The 24,475-nt window shown below is 68.0% G+C and carries 28 protein-coding genes and 2 pseudogenes; 26 read left to right on the top strand and 4 right to left on the bottom strand.

Annotated elements, in window-relative coordinates; genetic code table 11:
• The first annotated feature begins 70 nt into the window (after positions 1–70).
• The 10 genes from ABD352_RS19845 to ABD352_RS19800 all read left to right on the top strand — a co-directional run bounded on the left by ABD352_RS19845 (position 71) and on the right by ABD352_RS19800 (position 10,034).
• Positions 71–1,453 (top strand): tyrosine-type recombinase/integrase, encoded by a 1,383-nt coding sequence (locus tag ABD352_RS19845; RefSeq protein ID WP_344613907.1) that lies wholly within the window; start codon positions 71–73, stop codon positions 1,451–1,453.
• Between the two features lie 359 nt (positions 1,454–1,812).
• Positions 1,813–3,024 carry a hypothetical protein gene (locus tag ABD352_RS19840; RefSeq protein ID WP_344613906.1) on the top strand — a complete coding sequence of 404 codons (1,212 nt, stop codon included), beginning with the start codon at positions 1,813–1,815 and terminating at the stop codon, positions 3,022–3,024.
• An 86-nt stretch (positions 3,025–3,110) separates the two neighbouring features.
• Positions 3,111–3,665, top strand: a complete 555-nt coding sequence (locus ABD352_RS19835; protein WP_344613905.1) for a nucleotidyltransferase domain-containing protein — start codon at positions 3,111–3,113, stop codon at positions 3,663–3,665.
• A gap of 172 nt (positions 3,666–3,837) precedes the next feature.
• Positions 3,838–3,981: a hypothetical protein gene (locus tag ABD352_RS19830; RefSeq protein WP_344613904.1), complete on the top strand. Its 144-nt coding sequence runs from the start codon at positions 3,838–3,840 to the stop codon at positions 3,979–3,981.
• A gap of 69 nt (positions 3,982–4,050) precedes the next feature.
• On the top strand, positions 4,051–5,430 hold the full coding sequence (locus ABD352_RS19825; protein WP_344613903.1) for a tyrosine-type recombinase/integrase: 1,380 nt from the start codon (positions 4,051–4,053) through the stop codon (positions 5,428–5,430).
• A 44-nt stretch (positions 5,431–5,474) separates the two neighbouring features.
• Positions 5,475–5,945: a hypothetical protein gene (locus ABD352_RS19820; protein ID WP_344613902.1), complete on the top strand. Its 471-nt coding sequence runs from the start codon at positions 5,475–5,477 to the stop codon at positions 5,943–5,945.
• Positions 5,946–6,069: 124 nt separating this feature from the next.
• Entirely contained in the window at positions 6,070–6,330 is a 261-nt protein-coding gene (locus ABD352_RS19815) for a hypothetical protein (protein WP_344613901.1), read from the top strand.
• Positions 6,327–7,718 (top strand): IS21 family transposase, encoded by a 1,392-nt coding sequence (gene istA, locus ABD352_RS19810; protein WP_344613900.1) that lies wholly within the window; start codon positions 6,327–6,329, stop codon positions 7,716–7,718. The genes ABD352_RS19815 and istA overlap by 4 nt, the downstream gene beginning before the upstream one ends.
• Before the next feature lie 33 nt (positions 7,719–7,751).
• Positions 7,752–8,528: an IS21-like element helper ATPase IstB gene (gene istB, locus ABD352_RS19805; protein ID WP_344613899.1), complete on the top strand. Its 777-nt coding sequence runs from the start codon at positions 7,752–7,754 to the stop codon at positions 8,526–8,528.
• A 156-nt stretch (positions 8,529–8,684) separates the two neighbouring features.
• Positions 8,685–10,034, top strand: coding sequence for a tyrosine-type recombinase/integrase (locus tag ABD352_RS19800; RefSeq protein WP_344613898.1), 1,350 nt, complete (start codon positions 8,685–8,687; stop codon positions 10,032–10,034).
• Between the two features lie 137 nt (positions 10,035–10,171).
• Here the strand turns inward: ABD352_RS19800 and ABD352_RS19795 are convergent, their stop codons facing one another.
• Together ABD352_RS19795 and ABD352_RS19790 are read right to left on the bottom strand one after the other, a co-directional pair.
• A complete protein-coding gene (locus ABD352_RS19795) occupies positions 10,172–10,951 on the bottom strand; it encodes a hypothetical protein (RefSeq protein WP_344613897.1) in 780 nt (259 codons plus the stop codon).
• Positions 10,948–11,745, bottom strand: a complete 798-nt coding sequence (locus tag ABD352_RS19790; RefSeq protein ID WP_344613896.1) for a PH domain-containing protein — start codon at positions 11,743–11,745, stop codon at positions 10,948–10,950. Before ABD352_RS19790 ends, ABD352_RS19795 begins: the two co-directional genes overlap by 4 nt.
• A 126-nt stretch (positions 11,746–11,871) precedes the next feature.
• On the opposite strand from ABD352_RS19790, the gene ABD352_RS19785 reads away from it, so the two are divergent.
• From ABD352_RS19785 to ABD352_RS19715, 15 genes and pseudogenes are all read left to right on the top strand, one after another.
• A complete protein-coding gene (locus tag ABD352_RS19785; RefSeq protein ID WP_344613895.1) occupies positions 11,872–12,036 on the top strand; it encodes a hypothetical protein in 165 nt (54 codons plus the stop codon).
• 12 nt (positions 12,037–12,048) lie between these two features.
• A pseudogene (locus ABD352_RS19780) lies at positions 12,049–12,660 on the top strand (Mu transposase domain-containing protein); the annotation flags it as partial.
• Positions 12,657–13,442, top strand: a complete 786-nt coding sequence (gene istB, locus ABD352_RS19775; RefSeq protein WP_344613893.1) for an IS21-like element helper ATPase IstB — start codon at positions 12,657–12,659, stop codon at positions 13,440–13,442. The pseudogene ABD352_RS19780 and the gene istB (ABD352_RS19775), both read left to right, overlap by 4 nt.
• Positions 13,439–13,882 carry a hypothetical protein gene (locus ABD352_RS19770; RefSeq protein WP_344613892.1) on the top strand — a complete coding sequence of 148 codons (444 nt, stop codon included), beginning with the start codon at positions 13,439–13,441 and terminating at the stop codon, positions 13,880–13,882. Before istB (ABD352_RS19775) ends, ABD352_RS19770 begins: the two co-directional genes overlap by 4 nt.
• A gap of 596 nt (positions 13,883–14,478) precedes the next feature.
• Entirely contained in the window at positions 14,479–14,790 is a 312-nt protein-coding gene (locus ABD352_RS19765) for a hypothetical protein (RefSeq protein ID WP_344613891.1), read from the top strand.
• Positions 14,791–14,988: 198 nt separating this feature from the next.
• A complete protein-coding gene (locus ABD352_RS19760) occupies positions 14,989–15,501 on the top strand; it encodes a methylated-DNA--[protein]-cysteine S-methyltransferase (protein ID WP_344613890.1) in 513 nt (170 codons plus the stop codon).
• A 46-nt stretch (positions 15,502–15,547) separates the two neighbouring features.
• Positions 15,548–16,039 carry an RNA polymerase sigma factor gene (locus tag ABD352_RS19755; RefSeq protein WP_344613889.1) on the top strand — a complete coding sequence of 164 codons (492 nt, stop codon included), beginning with the start codon at positions 15,548–15,550 and terminating at the stop codon, positions 16,037–16,039.
• A complete protein-coding gene (locus tag ABD352_RS19750; protein WP_344613888.1) occupies positions 16,036–16,650 on the top strand; it encodes a methylated-DNA--[protein]-cysteine S-methyltransferase in 615 nt (204 codons plus the stop codon). Before ABD352_RS19755 ends, ABD352_RS19750 begins: the two co-directional genes overlap by 4 nt.
• A complete protein-coding gene (locus tag ABD352_RS19745; protein ID WP_344613887.1) occupies positions 16,647–17,381 on the top strand; it encodes a 2OG-Fe(II) oxygenase in 735 nt (244 codons plus the stop codon). The genes ABD352_RS19750 and ABD352_RS19745 overlap by 4 nt, the downstream gene beginning before the upstream one ends.
• Positions 17,378–17,668: an Ada metal-binding domain-containing protein gene (locus ABD352_RS19740; protein WP_344613886.1), complete on the top strand. Its 291-nt coding sequence runs from the start codon at positions 17,378–17,380 to the stop codon at positions 17,666–17,668. Before ABD352_RS19745 ends, ABD352_RS19740 begins: the two co-directional genes overlap by 4 nt.
• Positions 17,653–18,174 (top strand): type 1 periplasmic-binding domain-containing protein, encoded by a 522-nt coding sequence (locus ABD352_RS19735; protein ID WP_344613885.1) that lies wholly within the window; start codon positions 17,653–17,655, stop codon positions 18,172–18,174. The genes ABD352_RS19740 and ABD352_RS19735 overlap by 16 nt, the downstream gene beginning before the upstream one ends.
• Before the next feature lie 2 nt (positions 18,175–18,176).
• On the top strand, positions 18,177–18,845 hold the full coding sequence (locus tag ABD352_RS19730) for an alpha-ketoglutarate-dependent dioxygenase AlkB family protein (RefSeq protein WP_344613884.1): 669 nt from the start codon (positions 18,177–18,179) through the stop codon (positions 18,843–18,845).
• Between the two features lie 18 nt (positions 18,846–18,863).
• Positions 18,864–19,475, top strand: a complete 612-nt coding sequence (locus ABD352_RS19725) for a DNA-3-methyladenine glycosylase I (RefSeq protein WP_344613883.1) — start codon at positions 18,864–18,866, stop codon at positions 19,473–19,475.
• Complete coding sequence (locus ABD352_RS19720) at positions 19,472–19,759, top strand: AlkA N-terminal domain-containing protein (RefSeq protein ID WP_344613882.1); 288 nt, start codon at positions 19,472–19,474, stop codon at positions 19,757–19,759. The genes ABD352_RS19725 and ABD352_RS19720 overlap by 4 nt, the downstream gene beginning before the upstream one ends.
• A gap of 675 nt (positions 19,760–20,434) precedes the next feature.
• Entirely contained in the window at positions 20,435–20,884 is a 450-nt protein-coding gene (locus ABD352_RS19715) for an ester cyclase (RefSeq protein ID WP_344613881.1), read from the top strand.
• 378 nt (positions 20,885–21,262) lie between these two features.
• Here ABD352_RS19715 and ABD352_RS19710 read toward each other — a convergent pair whose 3' ends face one another.
• On the bottom strand, positions 21,263–22,612 hold the full coding sequence (locus ABD352_RS19710; protein ID WP_344613965.1) for an IS30 family transposase: 1,350 nt from the start codon (positions 22,610–22,612) through the stop codon (positions 21,263–21,265).
• 140 nt (positions 22,613–22,752) lie between these two features.
• A pseudogene (locus tag ABD352_RS19705) lies at positions 22,753–23,562 on the bottom strand (transposase family protein); the annotation flags it as partial.
• Positions 23,563–23,786: 224 nt separating this feature from the next.
• Here ABD352_RS19705 and ABD352_RS19700 point away from each other — a divergent pair.
• Entirely contained in the window at positions 23,787–24,350 is a 564-nt protein-coding gene (locus ABD352_RS19700; protein ID WP_344613880.1) for an AAA family ATPase, read from the top strand.
• Positions 24,351–24,475: the final 125 nt, after the last annotated feature.

Here is a 24,475-nt window from a genome sequence, read left to right as displayed (position 1 = left end):
AGTCTCGGGATTCCTGAGGTATCCATCGGGAAGCCGATGGTTGTCGTGGATTTTCGAGCTGGAGGCCGCTGTGTCGGTGGCAGTGGTCAGGGACCTGCGGGCGCATCAGCGCCTGGACGGACCCGGCCAGATCGCGGCGTTCGAGCAGGATCTGCTGGCCGAGTTCGTGCTGGCACGCTCGTCAGCAGGAATCACCGACGCGACGATCCGAGCCGACGTGGCCGCGGTCGAGGAACTGCGGGAGTGGTTCGGCCGGCCACTATGGGAGATGACGCCCCAGCACATCGACACCTTCTTCGGCCGGCATCTGCGGCAGGCGATGCCGGGCACGAAGGTCCGCAAGGCGGCCGGGTTCGCCGTCTACTTCGAGTTCCTGGAGTTGCGGCACAAGCCGGACATCCACGCGGCGACCGGGTTTGTGGTCGAGTCACCGCTGGACGAGATGAACCGGCCGCGCGGCGGCACCCATGGCCAGCTGCGGATCCCGCCGACACCGCGGGAGGTCACGCAGCTGTTCACCGGCTGGCAGCACGGGCTGGAGAGCGCCCGCAAGTACGCGCCGGCGGTCCGCAACTACACGGCATTCCGGCTGGTCAGCTTGATCGGCCCGCGGGTGTCGGAGCTGTGCCTGCTGCGCATGGGTGACCTGCGCTGGGAGCTGGGCCGGTTCGGCAAGGTGCTGCTGCGCGGCAAGGGCAGTAACGGCCGTGGAAAGAAGGAACGCCTGGTCCCGCTGATCAACGGGTCCCGGGAACTGCTGGACTGGTGGGTACACGGACCGCGCTGGGAGTTCGACGACCGGATCAACGACCCGATGGCGCCGCTGTTCCCGTCCGAACGCCGCCGAGCCGACGGCAGCAGCGGCTTCGCAACCACCGACACGCTGCGCGACGGGCTCGCCGAGGCCGTCGCCGCCCACCTGCCCGCGCAGACCGGCCGGCTGTCACCGCACCTGCTGCGTCACTTCGCGGCCTCCGATCTCTACCGCAACGGCATGGACGTCCTGGCTATCCAGGAGATCCTGGGCCACGCCTGGCTCAACACAACGATGATCTACGTTCGACAAAACCCACATCGAAGACGCCTGGGCCGGTGCCGGCCAGCGGGCCGCGAACCGTTTCGGGAGCCGACGATGAAGTGGAACCTGCGCCTGGCCGCCGCGCAACGCGACATCTGGAAAGCCTCGCAGCTACAGGCCATGCTCGCCGACGCGGGCCTGGTGATCAGCGCCGGGAAGATGTCGCACCTGTGGTCGAGCCAACCGGTGACGATCCGGTTGGAAGATCTGCAGATCATCTGCACGGTGCTCGGCTGCACCCCGAACGACCTGCTGGTGCTGGAAGACCTTCCGCTGCCGGCGCCGCGCCCGGCCGAGGCCGCTCCGCTGCGGGCCGTGGCGGGCGAGACGCCGATCCAGCGCCGGCACACCGGCCGCAGCAAACCCCCGGTATGACAGCAGCTTCACCGCGACGCCGGGGCAAACGCGTCTATCGGGGCCCGGCGCGCAGCTGCGATCAGTGCCTGGCCTGGGGCGTGCTGCGTCAGCGGGTCTGCCGCGGCTGCGAAGCCTTCGCCCGCAAGAACCCGCTCGGCCGCTGCCGCACCTGCGCCCGCCGCGCCGTTCCGGTCGACGAGGGCGTTTGCCGGCTCTGCCGCCGGCAGGCCAGCCTGGTCGCCGGACCCGACTGCAAGATCGCGCTGGACCTGACCGTTGCGGCCAGCACCGGCCAGCAGCTGTTCCTCGCCGGTTTCTCCCGGGCGGCCAGGAGCCGCTCGAAGCCGGCGCAGTCACCGGAGCTCTCGGCGGCACTGGTGGCTCCGGCCGCGCGGCCGAAGGGCTGGGAACAGCCGATCCTGGTCGATGCGCCGCGCGACTGCCGGCACGCCAGCAGCCTCGACCCGCCTCGCGATCCCGGGTTCCTGCAGCTGGTGCTGCGTCAAGCGGATGTCCTGGCGGAGCACAACGGCTGGCCACCACGCACCCTGCAACAGGTTCGCCGCGGCCTGCGAATGATCGCCAGCTGCCACGAACCCGGCGAGCCCGTCAAGGCCAGCACCGTGACCGCGATGAGCCCGCACGGCGTCCCCGGCCTGCGCGTGCTCGAAGTCCTATTCGCCGCCAGCGACGACCTCGTCGTCGACGACCGCACCGACTCGCTCACCGTCTGGATCGACGCCAAGTTCGCCTCGCTGCCCCCGCGGATCCGCGACGAGCTCGACGCCTGGATCACCGTGCTCCGACACGGCACCCCACGGCGGCGAGCCCGACCCCGCATCACCACCTTCACCCTGCTGGCAGCCGCCCACCCGTTCCTCACCGAGATCACCGACCGCTACACCACACTGCGGGAGGTCACCCGCCAAGACGTGCTCGACTGGCTCGACGACCGCAAACACCGGGCCTCCGACGCTCACGCTTTGCGCGACCTGTTCGGCGTCCTCAAGGCCCAGCGGCTGGTGTTCGCCAATCCGCTCGCACGGATTCACGTCGGCAGCGCCAACCCGAGCACGCCGGCCGCGTTGACCGGAGAAGCACTGCACGCCATCGGCGACGCGGCTAAGAACGACCCCACTCTGCAGACCGTGGTGGCGCTCATCGGCGTCCACGCCTTACGCCCTCATCAGGTCCGCGACCTGACTCTCGACCAGATCGATCTACCCAACCAGCGCATTAACCTGGGCACCGCCCGACGGCGCCTGGACGCGTACACCACTGCCGCGCTGGCCGCCTACCTGCACTACCGGCATCAGCGCTGGCCAGACACCGGAAACCAGCACCTGTTGCTGACGCGCCGCACCGCCCACGAACGCGGACCAGTCAGCGCCTACTGGCTCACCAGCCTCTTCGACGGCCTATCGGCCACCGCCGCCCAACTCCGCGAAGATCGCATCCTGGAAGAGGCGCGAGCTGCCAACGGCGACCCGCTGCACATCGCCGTGATGTTCGGACTCAGCGCCAAACCCGCTCTGCGCTACGCCAAGACCGTCTGGCCGGGGGAGCCCGCCGAGCAGAAACTGACGTGAACACTGAGAGCAAGTCGACAGACATCACGATTCGCTGGCTCCAGGGGTGATAGATCGGCCGTCGCGCCCCGTGACAGGATCAATCCATGGGTCCAAAGGCCACGGCGCAGCTACGTGTCATCCGCGAAGTCATCGCGGCCCTGCAAGCCGAGGGCATCCCGGCGTGGTTGTTCGGCGGCTGGGGACTCGACGCAAGAATCGGCAGGATCACGCGAGAGCACGGCGACGTGGAGTTCTGGGTCGAACGCACCCACGCCGAGCAATCAAAGGTACTGATCGAAGGGATCGGCGGCACGGCTTTGCCGACTCAGCCGCCAGAAGAGTCCTGCGAGTTCATCCTTGACGGGACCTCTTTCAGCACCGCCTACTTCGACCGGCGACCCGACGGATCATTCGACCAGCCCCTCGGGGGATTTTCTGACTGGCTGTTTCCGCCAGGGTCCTTCGACGACGAGCCCGTGACGCTCGACGGCACGCCGGTCCTTGCCATGAGCGTCTCCGGCATGCTCGCGATGAAGGAGCAGTTCCCGCACCTGCGCAACGGCCGGCCGTGGCGGCAGAAAGACATCGGCGACATGGAGATACTACGAAGGCTGCTCGCCGCAGAGAGAGCCGACAACAGTCTGGGAGCGGCTGAGTAACAAAAGATGACCGCCGACTTGCGGCCGTCCGCAGTGAACCACATTGAGGGACGAGTGCCGCACAATCCGGCAGGCCGGAGCATAAAGATCTCAACGGGCGCATCGTCAATCGACGCCACGAAGGCCGAACTCACCCGCCGCTGCGCTGTTGCAGCGGTGAGTTCAGGCAAGCATGACGTCAGTATTCGTGAACTCACCGGGGATCGGCGTTGAGGCCTTCTACTGCCAGCCGGGACTGCAGGGCGCGCACGAGAAGGGCGGGGTCGAGGGCCAGGTCGGCTGGTTCCGCCGCAACCACCTTGTCCCGTCCTGTTGACTGAACTATCAGCCAGCCCGGCGCTGGTCAGGGTGCGTTGAGAGATCGAAGTGACTACGGTCCCTGCCCATGATCGAACGCGAGAACCAGTGCAGGGATCTGGGGTCGTTGGTGGTGCCGCGGGTCGGGTCGCTGGCGGCTACCGGTGATCCATGGGAGCCGTATCGGCTGTTGGACTCCGGCGGGGGGCCGGTGGCGGCCGTCGCGATGTATTTCGGCGAGTTGCAGGCCGGCGGGCGGTCGATGTCGACGCACCGTTCGTATGGGATGGCGTTGTTGCGCTGGTTCCGGTTCCTCTGGGCGGTGGAGATCGCTTGGCGAGAAGTGACGCGGATCGAGGCCCGAGACTTCTCCCGGTGGATTCAGATCGGCACGAAGCCGGCCAGGCCGCACTGGCGGGCCCCGGACAGACCGGCCGTGGCGGCAACGCGATCGGTGAACGCGGTGACCGGCAAGCGGCTGCCCGGTGAGAAGTACGCGCCCTCGACCATCGCGCACTGCGAGACCGTGCTGCGCAGCTTCTACGACTTCCACCTTGATGCCGGGACCGGACCGCTGATCAATCCGTTCCCGCTTGCCAGAGCCAGGCGAGCGCATTCGAATCACAACCCCATGGATCGATTCGAGCCGCAGCGTGTGGGTCTCTATCGCCCTCGACAGCCGAAGCGGCTCCCGCGCCAGATTCCGGACCAGGCATTCAACGAGCTGTTCGCGCGGCTGCCGAGCGATCGGGACCGTGCGCTGGTCGCGTTCTGGGTGTCGACCGGCGCCCGGGCTGCGGAGCTGCTGGGCGTGCTGCGCGGCGGCGCAGACCCTGGCCAGCAACTGATCACGGTGGTGCGCAAGGGATCGCGGGCCCTGCAACAGCTTCCGGCGTCGCCGGATGCCTTTGTCTGGCTGCGCCTCTACCAGCAGCAGGTCCATGGCGCGGTGCCCTCGGAGCCGGATGATGCGTTGTGGTGGACGCTGCGGCGGCCGTTCCGGCCGCTGAACTATCACGCGGCGAGGGCGATGTTCGCACGCGCCAACGGCCTGCTTGGGTCGAACTGGTCGCTGCACGACCTGCGACACACGGCGGCCTACCGGCTGGCACGAGATCCGAACATGCCGATCACCGACGTCCAGTGGGTTCTGGGCCATGCCTCGCTGACGACCACGCAGATCTATACGACGCCGACCGCTGCGGACGCTATCGAGGCAGTGGTGGCCCATCGCCGTTCCCGGGCGAGGATTCCCAGTCGCGGTGCCACCGCAAGGTTTCGGTGCAGACGGTCCTGGACTGGCTGGAGCTCTATCCCGGCCAGAGCTGGCAGCAGCGGTGGGACGCGACCGACGCCGGCCGCGACGGCCAACGCGACTGGCGGCTCCAGCTGGCCGCCGACCTCGCTGCAGCCGGGCTGCAGAACCAACGCCCCGACTATCTTGGCAAGATCCTTGGCAAGGGCCTGATCCAGCTGATCGGCGGCGACTACCTGCGCCCTGCCTTGGGCTGGTTGATGGTCACCTCGTCGCCGCAGCGGATCGCCAACGAGCTGGCCCAGGTCCGCGATCCCCACGGTTTCGCCGAGCTGCGGACCGCCCGGTCGGCTGGCGCGGTCGGCGGCTCAACCATGATCCCCTCAATTGAGAAGATCGCGCTGATCGTGGCGGCGAAAGGCGGCAGCGTCCGCGACGTGACCATCGGCGATTGCGTCGAGGCGATGCGCGTCAGCAGAGAGGTGTTTCCCGGACCGACCCGATCTGGCCGGCACAGCCCGGTCTTCTATCAGCTGCTGCATTCGGCCGGAGTCTTCCCGGCCGACGCTCCGCCCACGGTCCGCATGTTCAGCCCTGTATTCGCCGGCCAAGTTCCGGTCGAGCAACTCGTCGACCGCTATCAGGTGACCTGCCGCCCGGTCCGTGTCGGCGATCACGAAATTCCCCCACTTTGCGGGTTCCGCGATCAGGTAATTCCCCACCTGTGACGGGGTCGGTCACGTAATTCCCCAGGGGGAACGTGAGCGGCGGTGTCGGGTGTGGTCCTCGCGATCATGGAAGGTTCTCCCTCGTCTGAGGGCGAGGGAGCCGATGGCGAGGAGAAGTTTCACCGTGGTGGACATTACGGAGATCTTGATCCACTGGTATGCGGGTCGGTCGATCAATGAGATGTCGGTCAGCCTGGGCGTGGACCGCAAGACGATCCGCAAGTATCTGGCTCCCGCGCTTGAGGCGGGGCTGCGCCCGGGCGGGAAGCCGGTGACGGCGGCGCAGTGGGCGGCGCATGTCGAGGTGTGGTTCCCGCAGTTGTCGAACACGCGGTTGCGGCAGGTCACCCCTGGCCGGAGATCGACCGGCACGCCGAGTATGTGAAGACGCAGCTGGCTGCTGGGGTGCACCAGTCGACGGTGTGGCAGCGGCTGCGCGACGAGCACGGCCTGGAGGCGTCGGTGGCGTCGTTTCGGCGGTGCGTCCGCGCGACGCTGCCGGAGGAGACCCGCCGGGCGGCGGTGACGGTGCTGCGCGACGGCATCCCGCCGGGTGAGGAAGCCCAGATCGATTACGGGCTGCTCGGGACCTGGGTCGACCCGGCCGGTGGTCGGCGGCGCAAGGTGTGGGCGTTCGTCATGGTGTTGCCGTGTTCCCGGCACGTGTTCCTGCAGCCGACGTTCGTGATGGATCAGACCGCGTGGACGCAGGCGAACGTGGACGCGTTCGCGTTCTTCGGCGGTGTCCCGCGCCGCCTGGTGCCGGACAACCTGCGCACCGGCGTCGAACAGGCCGATCTTTACGACCCGAAACTCAACAGGTCGTATGCGGAGATGGCCGCGCACTACGGGGTGCTGATCGACCCGGCCCGCCGCGCCAAACCCAAGGACAAGCCCCACGTCGAACGGCAGGTCCCCTATGTCCGGGACAGTTTCTGGCGCGGCCGGGACTTCACCTCGCTGCAGCAGATGCGCGCCCAGGCACTGCGCTGGTGCACCGACGTCGCCGGCGCCCGATCGTGCCGGCCGCTGGGCGGTGCCCGGCCCCTCGAGGTGTTCACCGCGGTGGAGGCACCGGCGCTGCAACCGTTGCCGCGCAAGCCGTTCGTCATCGCTGCCTGGTCGACGGCGAAGGTCGGCCCGGACATCCATGCCAAGGTCGGCCAGACGCTGTATTCGATCCCGTGGCGGTTCATCGGCCAACGCGTCGACGCCCGCTCGACCCCGATGGTCGTGCAGTTCTTCCACAACGGCCAGCTGATCGCCACCCACGGCCGCAAACCCCGCGGGAAGCAGACGGACTTCAGTCACTACCCACCGGAGAAGATCGCGTTCCGGATGCGGACCCCGACCTGGTGCCGGGAACAGGCCGCCGCGATCGGCCCCGCCGCCACGGAGGTCATCGCCGGGCTCCTCGCCGTCGGGGTGCTGTTCAGGCTCCGCGCGGCGCAGGGCATCTGCGGCCTCACCGGCAAGTATCCCGCCGCCCGGGTCGAGGCCGCCTGCGCCAAAGCCCTCGCGGTCGGTGACCCGTCCTACCGCACCATCAAAGGCATCCTCGCCGCCGGCACCGACATCGAACCCGCCGCGACCGACGGGGCGTCACGGACCGGCGACGCCGGCGCCGCAGCGTTCCTGCACGGCCCTTCGCAGCTGTTCGCGAACGTCATCCCCATGCCGACCACGACCGCCCCGGCCGCCGGGGACCAGGCCACCACGACCGCGCCGCTCGAGCTCCCCACGGCCGGCGCGAGCGACCATCACGCCGGCTGACCCGAACGCCGCAGCAGACTAGGAGACCATCCGATGACGATCGTGGACACCACACTGAACAGCTGCCTGCGCAGCCTGAAACTGTCCGGGATGCTCGACACCCTCGACGCCCGCCTCGCCCAGGCCCGCAACGGCGAACTCGGTCACCTCGAGTTCCTGCAGATGCTCTGCCACGACGAGATCACCCGCCGGGAGAACACCGCCATGGGCCGCCGCGTCCGCCGCGCCCGGTTCGAGCAACTGTCCACACTGGAGGAATTCAACTTCGGCGCCAGCACCAAACTCCCCGCCGCGCAGATCCGCGACCTCGCCGCGCTGCGCTGGCTGCACGCCGGCGAATCCGTCATCCTCTACGGACCCGTCGGCGTCGGCAAAAGCCACATCGCCCAAGCCCTCGGACTCCTCGCCATCCGCCAACACGCCGAGGTCCGCTTCACCAAAACCAGCCGCGCCCTGGCCGACCTCGCCGGCGGCCACGCCGACCGGACCTTCACCCGCCGCCTCGGCGAACTCGTCCGACCAGCCGTGCTCATCCTCGACGACTTCGCCATGCGCGAACTCACCCCGCAACAAGCCGACGACCTCCACGAACTGGTCTCCGAACGCGCCCACGCCGGCCGCAGCCTCATCATCACCGCCAACCGCGCACCGCAGGACTGGTATCCGCTGTTCCCCAACCCCGTCGTCGCCGAGTCCCTCCTCGACCGGCTCATCAACAACAGCCACCAGGTCTTCATGAACGGACCCAGCTACCGGCCGAACAAGCGACCTCGAGGGGCCGCTCGCGCTCCCCAGAAGGACACCGAGTAGAAAGAACCCACAGGACCACACCCTGGGGAATTACCTGATCAAAACCCCTGGGGAATTAGGTGATCGCCCACAGTCCGGGACCTGCTGGTCGACTACCTGCGGGAGCGTCAGCCGGCAGTCGACTACGGCACGCTCACGTCGCTGGCCACCACGCTGGTGCTCTGGTTCTGGAAGGACCTGGAACGTCATCACCCGGGCATCGACTCGCTGCGGCTGAACCCCGAGACCGCCGCCGGTTGGAAGCAACGGATCCGCACGCGCGTAGTCCGCTCCCGCGGCGCCGACGGGGAAGTCGTCGAAACCACCGTGGAGCGGCAGACCGCGACCGACGCGGACCGCCGCGGCCCGTCTGGCCGCGGCCCGGGCGGTCCGCGCCTCACCGGCGATGGCGTCACGTTGCGGCTGGCCCGGCTCGTCCGCCCGTCGCCCCGCATCTGGGCTGAAGACCCGGCCACCGGCCGGCGTCGTGACCTCATCCGCGAGGAGGACAGCGCGTTCTGGGCCTGGGCCTCAGTCGAGGTGCTGCGGATGACCGGCATCCGGATCGAGGAACTCACCGAACTGTCACACCACAGCCTGGTGCAATACCGGGCGCCCGCCGGCGAGCTGATTCCGCTGCTGCAGGTCCCACCGTCCAAGACTGACGAGGAACGCCTCCTGGTCATCTCGCCCGAGCTGGCCGACACGCTCTCCGCGGTCGTCTGCCGCATCCGCACCGCCGACGGCAGCGTCCCCCTCGTGGTCGCATACGACCACCATGAGAAGGTCTGGAACCCGCCGATGCCCCTGTTGTTCCAGCGCACCGTTGGCCTGGAGGCAAGGCCGATACCGATCTCCGGCATCCGCATCCTGATCGGTGAAGCTCTCGCCCGCACCGGCCTGACCGACGCCACCGGCACGCCGCTGGACTTCGCCCCACACGACTTCCGCCGGATCTTCACCACCGACGCCATCATGAACGGGATGCCACCCCACATCGCCCAGCTCCTGCTGGGACACAAGGACATCAACACCACCATGGGTTACAAGGCCGTCTACCCCGAAGAGGCCATCAACGGACACCGAGCCTTCATCGCCCGCCGCCGAGGACTGCGTCCCAGCGAGGAATACCGACAACCCGGCGACGAGGAATGGGACGAGTTTCTCGGACACTTCGAACGCCGACGACTCGCACTCGGCGACTGCGGCCGCGCCTACGGCACCAGCTGCATCCACGAACACAGCTGCGTCCGCTGTCCGCTCCTGCGCGTCGATCCCAGCCAACGGCAACGACTGATCGACATCCGCGACAACCTCACCGCCCGCATCACCGAAGCAGAACGCGAAGGCTGGATCGGCGAAGCCGAAGGACTCCGCGTCAGCCTCGCCGCTGCCAAGGAAAAGCTCACCCAGACCGCCACCACCGCCCAGCGGCGAACCACAGCCGTCGAGCTCGGCATGCCCACCTTCCAGAGACTCGCGGCACGCACCGTCGCCGCCTCCACTGAGCCACCGAAACCTTCATGATCATTTCAAGTTCAGAGAAGCACATAGACGACCCTTTGAGTGCCGGGGCTCGCGGAGGATCGAGCCCTGACGCCGGCGCGGCAATGAGCGAATGGCAGGTTCCAGATCGCGCTCCGCGAACGCATGATCAGCCCAGATCAAGTTTGAGCTGCTCGTGCCGGGTGCCGCCACCGCTGGAAGCCGATCCGGAGGCGTTCGAGTTCAGTAGAAGTTCCGATGTCGGGACGGTGTTCCGGACGCTCGGCGTAGTGCCGAATGGCAGTGGCGAGGAACTCGCGGTCGACGTGGAACAGGAGCAGCAGGACGTCGAGGTCCTTGGCTCGCCCAATGGGGTTGTGATAGCGCAGCGGCATAGTCCAGCGGGCGGTCGACGGCGGGCCGCCCGGGAAGAGGTCCTGCCAACAGATGTTTCGGGCACCGACGAGATACCTGACCGTGACACCAGTTGGTGTGAGCAGTATCGACACGGTGGGCAGCCACAGGAACGCCAGCGCGGCAACGGCCAGCAGGACGGCCGACAGCACAAGCACGGGAACGAAACCTGACAGCGTCGACAGTCGCACGTGATCGCTGTTGGGTACCCGCTCCGCCGGGATCAGATTGCCTGCCATCACCATGAGCGCGATGGCCCAGACACCGCGATACGCCGGCGACTCCGGCACCACGAAGGCTGGCCGCTGCGGAACGGTGGACAGTGTGAACGTGGCCGGCCTGGGGCGTAGCCGCCGGGTCAGCCACAGATACGCGACAACCGGCACCGCAACGATCGATGCGAAGACCACGAGCCCGGCGCACGCACCGAGAACGTCCGGGTGGATCCGCCAGGTCAGTGGTTGGAGGACGAAGTTGTGCAGCACGCTGTAGCCGAACGCGGCGACGGCGACGCAGGTGGCGGTGAACCGCGAGGCAGAGGTCACGCGCGGATGACTGGCGGTTGGACCGCGGTGCCACGACGGGCGACCGGCTGCGCCTTCCACTGCCGGAAGCCGGTCTCGAGGCGGTCACGTTCGGCCTGGGTACCGATTTCGGCGCGGTGCTCCGGGCGCTCGGCGTAGTGGCGCAGGACGGTGGCCAGGAAGACGGCGTTGATGTGCAGCCGGAACACCGTAATGCGGCTCGAGCCCGTCTTGCCGTCCGGGCCGCGGTGCAACAGCCGGATTGTCCACCGACCCGGGTGCGGGCCGCCGGACATCAGGTCGTCCCACCGGATGTCGTGAGGGCGGAAGGCGTTGCGCACGGTGATCCCGGCCGGGGTCAGCCGCAGCTCGGGACCCGGCAGCCAGAGCAGCGCGAATGCGGCCAGCACCATCAGCGCGGGAACCGCCATCAGTGCCTGCAGGCCCGGGTCCACAGGCAGCCCGATCCGGTCCGTGCCCGGCACCCGCTCCATCGGCAACGTGTTCGCGGCCTGCACCATCAGCGTGATCGCCAGGAACCCGGGCTGCGCCGGCGAACCAGACACGACGAACGCGGCCTCGTCGCGGGCGCGGCGGAACGTCGCCGGTGGACGCAGCAGCCGACGCGTCAGCCACAGGTACACCAGCAGCGGGCCGAGCATGGCGACCCCAACCGTTCCGATGTTCACCCATGTGCCGGTCGACGCCGGCTCGATCCGCCAGAACATCGCCAGCAGCACGAACTTGTACACCCCGACTGCAACGAGTCCTGTCAAGGCCACGGCGGTGCCGGTGACTCTCCAGGCGAGCGACATGGCCGGATCGTAGATGATCAACGGAACCGCAGGTAGCCTCCGAACAGCTCGGGACGGAAGCGAAGCTGGTTTCCGCTCAGTTCAGAGAACGTCCCCGAGGTCGAGTCACTGGACCAGCTCAACGCCATGGTCGACGCGTGGGACGCTGCCGACGACGCCCGACGCATCGGCACCCGAACCCACACCGTCGGGGAGTTGTTCGCGATCGAGCAGCCGCTGCTCGCGGCGCTGCCGGAGGAGGCGTTCGAGACCGGGACCTGGCTCGGCCCGCGCGTCGACCGCTACAGCTAGGTCACCGTCCGCACGAACCGGTATTCGGTGCCGGTGCGTCTGGTCGGCCGGCAGGTCCGGGTCCATCTGCACGCCTCGCATCTGGTCGTCTATGACGGGCGTGTCGAGGTCGCCCGACACGAGCGGTTGATGGCCAAGAGTGGCAGCCGGCTCGACCTCGACCACTATCTGGAAGGCCTGCTCCGCAAACCTGGCGCGCTGCCCGGATCGACCGCGCTGGAGCAGGCCCGCGCCGCGGGCAAGTTCACCCCGGTCCACGACGCGTGGTGGGCAGCCGTCCGCAAAGCCCACGGCGACGCCGCCGGCACCCGCGCCCTGATCGAGGTCCTGCTGCTGCACCGGCATATGCCCCACGAGCACGTCGTCGCCGGCCTGGCCGAAGCGCTGCGCGCCGGTGCGCTGACTGCCGACGCGGTCGCGTTGCAGGCCCGCAAGTTCGCCGAGACCGACGACCACCCAGCTGCTACCGATCGACCGGCTCAGCCGATCGGCAGCAACGTCGTCTCCCTCACCCAACGCCGGCTCGCCCAACTGCCGGCCGACACCCGGCCGCTGCCGACGGTCACCGCCTACGACCAGCTGCTCCGCCTCCATCGCCGCACCGCAGAAGGGATCAGGCCATGACTCGCCACCGAGGACTCACCGAGCAGGCCGCCGACGCGGCGATCGACTCCGCCTGCAGGTTGCTGCGCCTGCCGACCATCCGCAGCCAGTTCCCAGAGCTCGCCGAGGCTGCCGCCCGCAGCCAGATGACCTACCGCGGGTTCCTCGCCGAGCTGCTCATGGCCGAGTGCGACGACCGGGCCCGACGCCGCTCCGAACGCCGGATCAAAGCCGCCGCGTTCCCACGCGACAAGAGCCTGCGCGCGTTCGACTTCGACGCCAACGGCAACGTCGACCCCGCCGTGATCCACACCCTCGCCACCTGCGACTGGGTCAAGAAGGGCATGCCGCTCTGCCTGATCGGTGACTCCGGCACCGGCAAAAGCCACCTGCTCATCGCATTGGGCACCGAAGCCGCGATGGCCGGCTACCGGGTCCGCTACGTCCTGGCGACCAAACTCGTCAACGAGCTCGTCGAGGCCGCCGACGACAAGATGCTCGCCAAGACGATCGCCCGCTACGGCCGCGTCGACCTCCTTCGCATCGACGAACTTGGCTACATGGAACTCGACAAACGCGGCGCTGAGCTGCTCTTCCAGGTCCTCACCGAACGCGAGGAGAAGGCCTCCGTCGCGATCGCGTCCAACGAGGCGTTCTCCGGCTGGACCAAGACCTTCACCGACCCGCGGCTCTGCGCCGCGATCGTCGACCGGCTCACCTTCGGCGGCAACATCATCGAGACCGGCACAGACTCCTACCGGCTGGCCCAAACCCGCAACCAACTCGCCAGCACAGGCCAATGAACCAGCTGCCCACCGGCGTCATGGTCGTCTACGCCCTCGCCCAACCCGTCGACGACTTCACCGCGCTCACACCGCTACCTGACTGGATCAACGCCGACCCCATCCCGCACACCCACTGGGCGCTGCAGGCGATCCTCGCCCTGGCCGACGCCGCGAACTCCGTCCGCTGGGACGGCGACATGCGCCACCTCCCGTCTGTCGGCGCCGTCATTGCACCACCGGACACGCACCCATACCTCGTGGTCCAGCAGGACAACAACGGCACCACCTTCGTGATCAGCGACATCGAGATCCCCGGCCTGGCCAACGCCGTCGAACGCTGCACCCGGACAGACCGCCGACCGATCGGAGCCTGGACACATCCCACCAGCACCGACATCCCGACGTTCCTGCAGCCGACCTACCCAGACGTCCCCGCAGGCTCCGACCCGCCATTTTGATCTCGTTCGAGGCCGACCAAGGTGGGTCCCAAACTCACCGACAACGATCACGGAAAAAGTCACCCAGCCGGGCCCGAAAGTCACACACATCTGGGCCCGGTTCTCACCAACGAAGCCAGGCGTCGCACGCCCCGACCACGAAAGACTCCTACACTGCCCGCACTGCTCTGCAGCAGCACGGTTTCGCAGACGCGACCGTGCGTATCGCATCAGGTCAGGACCCGGCACCGGCCGGTGCCCTCATCTACGCCGTCCGGATCGAGCAGACGTGCGTCGTCGGCTACCTGCAACGGGTCCCAGCCGGACCCGGCTCGGACACCGCTGTCGGATTGCTCCCCGGATCGACCTGTCTCGTTTCGGGCTGACCGGCAGAGGGTCGGGCTGGACCTGCGCTCCAACCAATCCTCAACGATGGTGTCGTAGCAATCCGGGTCGCGGTCCTGCGGCGCGAGACTCGCCCGGAACTCCTCTTCCGTCAGCTCCAGGTCGGGGTCGCGGGACTGCCGATAGTAGTCACCCCGTTCGTAGACCTCGAGGCAACCGCTGGAGCGCAGCGTTCACGTCGGCTTGATAGTCCACGGCGTACCACGATGCCGATGAACCCCATCAGCGCTCCTCTCGAAACACGACGCCAGCGATCTTTCCATGCGTCGCGCCGCCGCGAGCGCAGTACCAAGATCGACTGTGCGCGCATATGCCGCTGGGTCGAGCGCACTGACTGCACCTGTGCCGTCACCGACGGTGCCTCTTGGCGGGATCGCGCTGCCGCGCTCGGTCGTGCCGACGACAGCGCGCTTCGCCCGGCCGAGGAGCTGCGGCTGCGGTATCTGCTATCGGCGCAACCGGGGCAGGCGGCGTGTCGTGCCGCATCGGCGAACCGCCGCTGCGCGTGGAGCAGCTTCGCGTAGAACAGCCTGCGCGTGCCCAGAACCACGTGCCAAGCCGGCGTGACCTGTGCTCCCGTGGAATCGGACATAGATCCTGAAACCGACCGAATACTACTTTATCGCACCGTAGGCGGCATTGAGCGTTGGGTGATCTGAAACTGCCGTCTCACGTTTGGCTCCGCTCTGACGTCTGCAGAGTGCAGAGGGAAAGGAGCCGCGATGAGCACGCGACACATACTGGTGGAAACGTCTCTCGGATCGGTCACGCTCGTCGCGAGCGGTGACGCGATCATCGGCCTGTACTTCCGCCGTCACATCCGCCGGCCCGCGCAGGAATCGTTCGGGCAGGAAGTGACGACGGCCGAGGATGCGCTGCTTGCCGAGGCAGCTGAGCAGCTGATCGACTACCTGGCCAGCGGTCGACGTGCGTTCGACCTTCCGTTCGACGCTGCGGGTGATGCATTCCAGCGCGCCGTGTGGAGCATCGTTGCCGAAATCCCGTCCGGTGAGACCGCCACCTACGGGCAGATCGCGGAACGGCTCGGCGACAAGTCCCTGGCCTACCGCGTCGGCCAGGCGGTCGGCGCGAACCCGTTGTGCATCTTCGTGCCGTGTCACCGCGTCGTCGGCGCGAATGGGAACCTCACCGGCTACGCCGGCGGGCTCGAGCGGAAGCGGGCGCTTCTGGAGCTCGAGGAGCCCGCCCAGGTGCGCGCTGGACGCTTGTTCTAGCGAGTCTCACGAAAGACTTCCCTGCACCGTCTTCAATGGGATGAACATGAAACAGCCGTTCGAGTCAGTGGTCGCGCAGCACAGCGTCACCGTGCTGCGCGTCTGCCGGGCGCTCCTCGGAGTGCAAGATGCGGACGATGCCTGGTCGGAGACCTTCCTTGCCGCGTTGCGCGCCTACCCGGACCTTCCGGAGACCGCGAACGTCGAGGCCTGGCTCGTCACCATCGCCCGCCGCAAGGCGATCGACGTCCACCGTGCCGCGAAGCGTGACCCGCTGCCGGTGGAGACACTGCCGGAAGCGCCGACCTCGATCGGCATCCCGGGCACCGACGACGCCGATCTCTGGGAGTTGGTCGGCCATCTTCCCGGCAAGCAACGGCAGGCGGTCACCTTTCGATACCTCGCCGGCATGTCGCATGCGGAGATCGCGGCGATCCTCGGCGGAACCGTCGACGCGGCACGAAGAGCCGCCGCCGACGGACTCAAAACCCTCAGGAAGCACTATCCGGGCGCAAACACGAAAGGAGCAGTCCAATGAGCGACATCCGCGACGATGCCGCCCTCACCGCCCTGTCGGCGCCCATCGACCCCGAGACCCTGGCAAGGCTGCACGCCCGGCTCGAGCACGCGGCGCAGGCCGAAGGTCTCGTCGACGTCGCGTACACGACCGTTGACAGCCCGGTCGGGAAGTTGCTGCTCGCGGCGACCCCGAAGGGCCTGATCCGCGTCGCCTACGCCCGCGAGGACCACGACCGGGTGCTGGAGAACCTGGCCGAGAAGGTCAGCCTCCGCATTCTGCGCGCACCGAAGCGACTCGACGACGCGGCGCGCGAGCTCGATGAGTACTTCGACCGGCGCCGGAGGGTTTTCGACCTGGCGCTCGATCTGTCCCTCTCGCGCGGCTTCCGGCAGCTCGTCCAGCGGCACCTCCCGGACATCGGATACGGCCAGACCCGCAGCTACCGGGAGGTCGCCGAGCTCGTCGGCAACCCCAAGGCGGTGCGCGCCGTCGGCACCGCGTGCGCGACCAACCCGCTGCCCGTCGTCGTTCCCTGCCACCGGGTGCTGCGCACCGACGGCACCCTCGGCGGGTACGTCGGCGGGCTCGATGCCAAGACCGTCCTGCTCGAACTGGAGGCCGCGGCATGACCACAAAGACGGAGACCCCCGCGAACCCCTGGCGGAAGCGCGTCGAATCCGCGGACTGGGCCGCCGTTGCGGCCGAGGTTGACGAGTACGGCGGCGCCCTGCTCCCGCAGCTCCTCGCGCCCGAGGAGGCGAAAGGGATCCGCGAACTGTACGACAGCGATGAGCTGTTCCGCAGCACGATCAACATGGGCCGGCATCGCTTCGGCGAAGGGCAGTACCGATACTTCGCGGCACCGTACCCCGAGCCGATTGAGGCGCTGAAGCAGGCTCTCTACCCGAGGTTGCTGCCGATCGCCCGTGACTGGTGGACCAGGCTCGGCCGGCCCGCCCCTTGGCCTGACACCCTCGATGAGTGGCTGCAGATGTGCCACGATGCTGGGCAGACCAGGTCGTCGGCGATTCTGCTCCGCTACGGCGAGCAGGACTGGAACGCGCTGCACCGCGACCTCTACGGTGACCTCGTCTTCCCCCTCCAGGTCGTGATCAATCTCAACGAGCCCGGAGTTGATCATACGGGCGGCGAGTTCCTGCTGGTCGAGCAGCGGCCGCGGGCGCAGTCCCGCGGGACCGCCGTACTCCTGCCGCACGGTCACGGGTATGTCTTCACCACTCGCGACCGCCCCGTCCGCTCCGCCCGCGGCTGGTCGGCGGCGCCGGTGCGGCACGGGGTCTCCGCGATCCGCTCCGGCGAGCGGCACACGCTCGCCCTTGTCTTCCACGACGCGGCATGAGCACCACGAAGACCTACACGCTCATCGGCGCGGACGGTCGCCCCCACTCGTCGCCCGTCAAGGGCGAGTGGGGCGGCCACCGCGGCAGCAAGATCTACGGCCGGTTCGACTGCCCCACCGCGCGCCGAGCGATCATGCGAGGTGGCTACGTGACGCACCGCGTCTTCTTCGCGGACGAGGCGACCGCGATCGCCGCCGGCTACCGGCCGTGCGGGACATGCTGCGAAGACCGCCACCAGGCGTGGAAGGTCGCACGGGAGAAAGGGGAACCATGGACGCCCTGGTGAGCCCGCTCCTTCGCAGTTCGCAGGGAATCCGCCCGCCACATGCTTCGGCGGCGACGGAGGCGGAGGTCGAGGCGATCACGGCGCTCGCCCGGGCTCGCGGCGCAACACGGTTAGCCATCGGATCGGGCCGGGCGGACGACGACCTCACGGCGGTACGCGCTGTCGCGACACGGTGGGAAGCGCTCGGCGGCGAGATCGTCTCGACCCTCACCTGGCCGGAGACCGCCGCGTCGTGGTTGCGGCAGGCCACCCGTTTCGCCGCGGCTGATCCAGATCTTTGGATCATGACCGGTTCCCCGGTCGGATGGGCGCAGATGACCCGCAGGCTCCTTTGGTCGACCAGTTGGCGACCGGCTCGAACCGTCCTGACGGCGGCGCTGTCCGGGCGGGCGGCACTCGATCTGGTCGGCCTCGTCAACCTCAATGGCATCACCGGCGTCACCGAATCAGGCGACACCTGGCAGATCGAGAACGAGGTCGTCACAGCACCCCAGGTAAGGACTTGACGATGACGCTCTTCACTGCGGACCTCGACCCGGGAGAACGCAGCGAACCCGGCCCCGGTGCGATCCTCATCCCGAGTTGGCTCAACATGGAGCAGCAGGAGTGGATCGTGCGCCAGTTTCACCGTTGGACGCAAGGGCCCGTTCCCATTCGGGCCGCAACGGTCCGCGGCTACGAGATGTCCGTGCGCACCGTGTGCCTGGGCTGGCACTGGCAGCCGTACAAGTACACGCGAGAAGCGACCGACGTCAACGGTGCCCGGGTGCTCCCGTTTCCGGACTGGATGGTGCGGCTCGGTCGGCGCGCGCTTCGCGACGCCGGCTACCCCGAAGCCGAGGTGAACGCCTACGCGCCGGACACGGCACTCGTGAACTACTACGACGATTCCGCACGTCTGGGCATGCACCAGGACAAGGACGAGCGCTCCCCCGCCCCGGTTGTGTCGCTGTCGGTCGGTGACGCCTGTACATTCCGCTTCGGCAACACGGAGAACCGCGGCAAGCCCTACACCGACCTCCGCCTCCGCTCCGGGGACCTGTTCATCTTCGGCGGAGCGTCCAGGCTCGCCTACCACGGCGTCACGCGCGTGCATCCCTTCACCGCCCCCGACGGATGCGGCCTGGATACCGGCCGGATCAATATCACCATGCGCACCACCGGACTCACCGACTGACGGAGCAGCAACACAGCAATGAACGAGGCACCCGAAGACCCCGGCGTCGTGATCGGCGAAGACGGCCTGGCCCGACCCGCATGGGCATCGGTCGATCCGATGCTGCGCGACTACTACGACACCGAATGGGGCATGCCCGTCACCGACGAACGCGGCGTCTACGAGCGGGTCACGCTCGAAGGGTTCCAAGCGGGCCTGTCCTGGGCCACGATCCTCCGCAAACGCCCCGCATTCCGCGCCGCGTTCGACGATTTCGATCCCGACGCGGTCGCCGCCTACACCGAGCGCGATGTCGAACGCCTCCTCGCCAACACCGGGATCGTCCGAAACCGGCAGAAGATCGAGGCCGCGATCCGAAACGCCCAGGCGACGCAGAAGCTTCGCGACGACATCGGACTTTCCGCGCTCATCTGGTCGTCCAAGCCGGCAACGACCCCCCGGCCGCGAACCTTCGCCGACATCCCCACCACCTCGCCCGAATCCGTCGCCCTCTCGAAAGAGCTCCGCAAGCGCGGATTCGCGTTCGTCGGCCCGACGACAATGTTCGCGCTCATGGAGGCAATCGGCATCGTCGACACGCACCTGATCGGCTCGCACCGACGCGGCACCTCCGGCATCTGGCCCGAATGACCACGATCCGTCTCGACGCCTCCGGGCCGTTCCATCACGATGCTGCGCTCGCGATACTCGCAGCGCATGCCGTTCCCGGGGCGGAGAACACCGACCGCGAAGCGTCAACGCGCACCAGAGTCCTGCCGAGCACGGGCGGGCCGACCGTCGTCACGATCACCTTCGACGCCGGCGGCGTGTGCGTCGACCTGGACGCCAAGGAAGCCGGACGCCGAGCGAGCGCCTGGGCACCCTACCGCTCGTATGCGCTCCCCCAACTATGGACCGAAGCCGCCTACCACTGATCTCACGAACCCGGCCCTCGCTGCGTCTGCAGAATGTCGGGGCACTGCTTCGACGGCACCCGCGGTCGTATCGCGCCCGGCGACCGCGGGTGTCCAAACTGTGCGGGCCCGGGTCGGACACGAGAAGCCCGATCCTGCACGACCTCACGCGATACGAGCCCAAGCGCGAACCGGACCTGGCAGGCGCAGGCATCACGCTCCCACTTCTGAACGAGCTTCCCGATGGGCTGGACGCGCACAGCCTCGCACCCGCGATAGCCGACCTCCTGAGTGATGCGATCGAGGACCTCGCCGACTCATCGGTATCGATCTCGAACCCAGTAAGCTCGCGCACATCGCCTGGAATGGCGAACAATGCGTCGGCCTCTCGATCGTCAAGAACGACGGCAATCACGGCTTCGACGCACTCACCTGCATCGAGCCCAGCCAACGTCAGCGCGGCCTGGCGACCGCGCCCAAGCGCCATGCACCGCTCGCCGCGAAGCAAGCCGGCTACACCGCCCGGTAGACGCCGGGCGACATCCGTTCCGAGTCTTTTCCATCTGCCACTCGGGCTGCGATCTGAGGAGAGAAATCCCGGCGGCCGGTCTCACGAAACACCCGCCTGACACGTCTTCCCAGTATCGGCGGCCAGCAACCGGCCGGCGAAACCCACAGGAGAAATGGGACGACATCATGTCGCTGGAAGAGAACAAGGCCATCGTCGGACGATGGTTCACCGAGTTCTGGGGCAACCCCTGGAACCCTGCGGTCATCGACGAGCTCGCGCACCCCGACATCCGGTTCGAGTACTCGCTGCACAAGCCCATGCGCGGCCGCGACGAAGTGCGGGCGTTCGCCACCAACTTCCGCACCGCGTACCCGGACCTCAACTTCTGGGGCACCGCCGACCTGATCGCCGAGGGCGACTACGTGGTCGGCCAGTGGGAAGGCGGCGGCACCCACACCGGGCCGATCGTCTTCGACGACCTGCCCATCGGCTCGGTGCCGGCGGCCTCCGGCAAGACGCTCCGCTTCACCGGAACGACCGTCCTCAAGGTCGTCGACGGACTCATCGTCGAAGAGGTCGGACTCGACGACGGCGTGAAGGTCCTCCAGCAGCTCGGCATCATCCCCACCGAGTAGGTCGACGACTACGCCGTTTGAAGGCGGGGAGGGGTCGAGCGACATGCACGGCCCCTCCCCGCGCAGTTCCCGGCCTGATAAATTTCGGCGTCGCCGAACTCACGAGCGTTGTTCTCTCATGGACACATCACGGGCCACTGCGGGCACCAGCGGCCATCCACACGACCGCGCGACCAGCGCGCCGGCCATGCGCCCGACGTGCAGCGCATAGATGAGCGGCAGGACGTCCTGAATCAGGTCGTAGGCGGCGGTGTGGTCGCGCGCAGCTCGAGAAAGATCCGCTGCGCCTCGCCACCCATGAGCGGACGGTCGGCAATCGCTGACAAAGTCAATTTGTCCATGCGTTTATTGAGGTGATCTCAACGAAATAGACCGGTTTCAACCGATCGTTGCAACACCACTGTCCTGAGTGGACGATAACAGGTCGTTGATGGCTTCGCCAGGCGTCCTCCACCCGAGTGCCTTGCGTGGCCGGCTGTTCAAGGTTGCGGCGACCGCCTCGAGTTCACCGGTGTTCCAGCGGGCTAGGTCTGTGCCCTTGGGAAAGTACTGCCGGAGCAGCCCGTTGGTGTTCTCGTTCGTGCCGCGCTGCCACGGACTGTGCGGGTCGGCGAAGTAGACCTGCACGCCGGTGTCGATCGTCAGCTTCGCGTGCTGGGCGAGTTCTTTGCCGCGATCCCAGGTCAGCGTGCGGCGCAACTGCTCGGGCAGGGCGGTGATCGTCGCGGCGATCGCTTCGCGGACGGCTTCGGCGCCGTGTCCGGCCAGGGCCGGGCCGTTCTTCGACCGCGCTTCGACGCCCCAACCGTCCATGCGGGGCAGGTGCAGCAGCATGGTGAAGCGGGTGGTCCGTTCCACGAGGGTCCCGATCGCGGACCTGTCCAGCCCGATGATCAGGTCACCTTCCCAGTGCCCGGGCACGGCCCGGTCCTCGACCTCGGCCGGCCGTTGGCTGATCATCACTTCGGGAGTGACCATGCCGTCGCGGCGTTGCCGGGCCCGGGCGCGCGGCACCCGCAGTGCCCGGCCGGTGCGCAGACACGCGACCAGTTCACGCTTGAGCGCGCCCCGTCCCTGGATGAACAGCGATTGGTAGATCGCCTCATGTGAGATGCGCATGGACTCATCATCCGGGAAGTCCAGCTTCAACCGGTTGCTGATCTGTTCCGGACTCCAGGCGGTGGCCCAACGACGGTCCTCCCGGCGGGGCTTGTTGCGTCCCTTCCAGGCCCGAGCTGTCGGCCCAGCCACGAGCTCGCCGCCGGGCCGGCGCACCGCCCCGGACAGTCGGTCCTGCACATACTCGCGCAGCCGCGGATTGGATGCCAGCTTGGCGGTCTTCGGGCGCTTGGCCGCCTGCTGCGCCTTCCACTGCGCCACCGTGGCCCGATACTCCTGCTTGCCGGCCCGTGTCGCCGCGTTACGCCGCAACTCACGCGAGATCGTCCCCGCATCGCGTCCGATCCTGCGGCCGATCTCCCGCACGCCCTTGCCCTGCGCCCGCAGCAGCGCGATCTCCTCACGTTCGGCGAATGACAGATAGCGGCCCGAAGGCTCGTCCAGGCTGATCGGCGGCATGCCGCCAGCGTGGCGAAACCACCGCGCCCCCACCGGCCACGACACGCCCACGGCAAGCGCGGCCTCGACCGTCGTGATCCCCGTCGCGATCAGCCGCCAGAACTCCCGCTGCACAGCGCGCGAGGGCTCAGGCCGACCCGGCGACCGCATCGGCGGCCGCAGCGCCCGGTCCGCCGCCCACTGCCTCCGCACCCCCTCCGGCACCCGCTCCAGCTTCGTGTTCCCGCCCATCGCACACCTCCGAAATCAAGGTGTTGCGACGACCGGTTGAATCCGCCTAGGTAGCGGTGTTCGAAGTGGGTCAGTACGAGCGCTGCATTGACGAAATCGCCGATTCTGGATGGGCTGGCGGTGACGTGTTGTAGGGCACGCCAGCGTTGGGTGAGCAGGGCGAGGCCGCGTTCGCCGAGGCAGCGCAGGGATCGCAGCAGCATGTTGTAGGTGCGGGTGTCCACGTCCAGCGCGCGGCCGTCGGCGGGCTGTTTGACCGGGGTGTGCACGCCGATGCCGGCGCCGTCGTAGCCTGGGTCGGCCAGGGTCGGCAGCCCCCGCGCAGCCGCGGCGTACAGGGCGCCGAGGGCGTGCTGTCGGGCCACTGTCAGGTCGTGTGCCGAGCCGGGCTCGACCTGCGAGACCCAGATCGGCAGCCCGTCCGGGCGCATCACCGCTTGGACGTTGCCGCCGAAGTCGTGGGTCTTGCCGGCGTACCAGGCGTCGATGACCTTGCCTTTCTTGCTGATTTTCGTCTCGGCCAGGCGGTCGGTGTCCACGACCTTGCCGTCCAGGATGACGAATGCCCAGCCGTCGGCCTGGACCCGCTGCAGCGCCTCGGTCAGGTCTGGTGCCTACGCGGCAAGCACACGCACAGACTCGTCGTGGTAGCGGTACGCGGTGGCGCGGCTGATCCCGAATCCGGCGCCCAGCACGGTGATGTCCTCCCGCTTGCGGAACCATGCGAGGGCGAACAACGCCTGGCGCCAGCAGGTCAACGCCCGGCTGCCCCGACGCGTGCCGCGGGCACGTCGCTGATCGGCAAGCAGCCGCGCCACATAGGCGACCAGTTCACGCGGGATGTCGAGCATGGCACGATAGGCAATCACGTGGAGTCCTCGGGGCAGATGGTGTCTTGTGGTGAGAACTCATCTACCGGGGACTCCACCCCAACTCACCACCGTCCTATATGGACGGTATGCCCGTGTCACCACAGGCCCGGTTCACGCGCCCTTCGCCGGTGAGATCACATCAAATGCACGCGAGCCCTAACCGAACCGTCCTGGACCACAATCACGCGAACGTCGGCGACTCCGTTCGATACGGTGACGGAATGGCGCGACTCGTCCATCTGAACGGCCCGCCGGGCATCGGCAAGTCCACCCTGTCGGCGCTCTACGCCGACCGGAACCCCGGCACCCTGAACCTCGACGTTGACACCCTGCACCACCTGGTCGGCGGGTGGCAGGACGAGGAGACCGACACGTGGCCGGTCGTGTGGTCCCTGGTCCGGGCGATGGCGGCGACCCACCTGGACGGCGGGCGCGATGTCGTCCTACCCCAGTACCACGCTAGGGTCGACGAGATCGCGACGTTAGAGAAGCTCGCGCGCGAGCACGGGGCGGGCTTCCGCGAAGTCGTCCTGCTCGACGACCGGGAAGCGGCGATCGAGCGGTTCAACCGCCGCGCCCAGGGCAGCGACGACCCGTGGATTCGCCACCACCACCGGCTCGTCGAGCTGGGCGGCGGACCAGTCGTGCTCGGAACCATGTACGACAACCTGACGGAGGTCGTACGCCTGCGTCCTGGGGCGGTGGTGGTGCCGAGCACGGCGGGTGCGGTGCAGGAGACCTACGAGCTTCTGGCGGAAGCCTTGCGCGAGCCGGTCTCCCCGTGACCCGGTTCAGCGTGATCGTGCCGGTGCGGTCGACCGAAGCCTTCGTCGACGAGTGCCTGAGATCGGTGCGGCGCCAGGCCCGCACCCACGTCCGGTACAGACACATTCGCCGTCCTGAACCAGAT

Source organism: Dactylosporangium salmoneum (genome assembly GCF_039532525.1).
Classification (GTDB): Bacteria; Actinomycetota; Actinomycetes; order Mycobacteriales; family Micromonosporaceae; genus Dactylosporangium; species Dactylosporangium salmoneum.
This window is presented reverse-complemented; position numbering and strand designations above follow the sequence as displayed.

Coding starts and splice junctions, on each gene's coding strand:
- ABD352_RS19730 (WP_344613884.1), top strand. CDS start 18,177: ATGACGCTCTTCACTGCGGACCTCGACCCGGGAGAACGCAGCGAACCC.
- ABD352_RS19745 (WP_344613887.1), top strand. CDS start 16,647: ATGACCACAAAGACGGAGACCCCCGCGAACCCCTGGCGGAAGCGCGTC.
- ABD352_RS19735 (WP_344613885.1), top strand. CDS start 17,653: ATGGACGCCCTGGTGAGCCCGCTCCTTCGCAGTTCGCAGGGAATCCGC.
- ABD352_RS19765 (WP_344613891.1), top strand. CDS start 14,479: ATGAACCCCATCAGCGCTCCTCTCGAAACACGACGCCAGCGATCTTTC.
- ABD352_RS19740 (WP_344613886.1), top strand. CDS start 17,378: ATGAGCACCACGAAGACCTACACGCTCATCGGCGCGGACGGTCGCCCC.
- ABD352_RS19710 (WP_344613965.1), bottom strand. CDS start 22,612: ATGCGGTCGCCGGGTCGGCCTGAGCCCTCGCGCGCTGTGCAGCGGGAG.
- ABD352_RS19750 (WP_344613888.1), top strand. CDS start 16,036: ATGAGCGACATCCGCGACGATGCCGCCCTCACCGCCCTGTCGGCGCCC.
- ABD352_RS19835 (WP_344613905.1), top strand. CDS start 3,111: ATGGGTCCAAAGGCCACGGCGCAGCTACGTGTCATCCGCGAAGTCATC.
- ABD352_RS19825 (WP_344613903.1), top strand. CDS start 4,051: ATGATCGAACGCGAGAACCAGTGCAGGGATCTGGGGTCGTTGGTGGTG.
- ABD352_RS19785 (WP_344613895.1), top strand. CDS start 11,872: ATGGTCGACGCGTGGGACGCTGCCGACGACGCCCGACGCATCGGCACC.
- istB (WP_344613893.1), top strand. CDS start 12,657: ATGACTCGCCACCGAGGACTCACCGAGCAGGCCGCCGACGCGGCGATC.
- ABD352_RS19715 (WP_344613881.1), top strand. CDS start 20,435: ATGTCGCTGGAAGAGAACAAGGCCATCGTCGGACGATGGTTCACCGAG.
- ABD352_RS19725 (WP_344613883.1), top strand. CDS start 18,864: ATGAACGAGGCACCCGAAGACCCCGGCGTCGTGATCGGCGAAGACGGC.
- istB (WP_344613899.1), top strand. CDS start 7,752: ATGACGATCGTGGACACCACACTGAACAGCTGCCTGCGCAGCCTGAAA.
- ABD352_RS19830 (WP_344613904.1), top strand. CDS start 3,838: ATGACGTCAGTATTCGTGAACTCACCGGGGATCGGCGTTGAGGCCTTC.
- ABD352_RS19755 (WP_344613889.1), top strand. CDS start 15,548: ATGAAACAGCCGTTCGAGTCAGTGGTCGCGCAGCACAGCGTCACCGTG.
- ABD352_RS19700 (WP_344613880.1), top strand. CDS start 23,787: ATGGCGCGACTCGTCCATCTGAACGGCCCGCCGGGCATCGGCAAGTCC.
- ABD352_RS19760 (WP_344613890.1), top strand. CDS start 14,989: ATGAGCACGCGACACATACTGGTGGAAACGTCTCTCGGATCGGTCACG.
- ABD352_RS19770 (WP_344613892.1), top strand. CDS start 13,439: ATGAACCAGCTGCCCACCGGCGTCATGGTCGTCTACGCCCTCGCCCAA.
- ABD352_RS19720 (WP_344613882.1), top strand. CDS start 19,472: ATGACCACGATCCGTCTCGACGCCTCCGGGCCGTTCCATCACGATGCT.
- ABD352_RS19790 (WP_344613896.1), bottom strand. CDS start 11,745: ATGTCGCTCGCCTGGAGAGTCACCGGCACCGCCGTGGCCTTGACAGGA.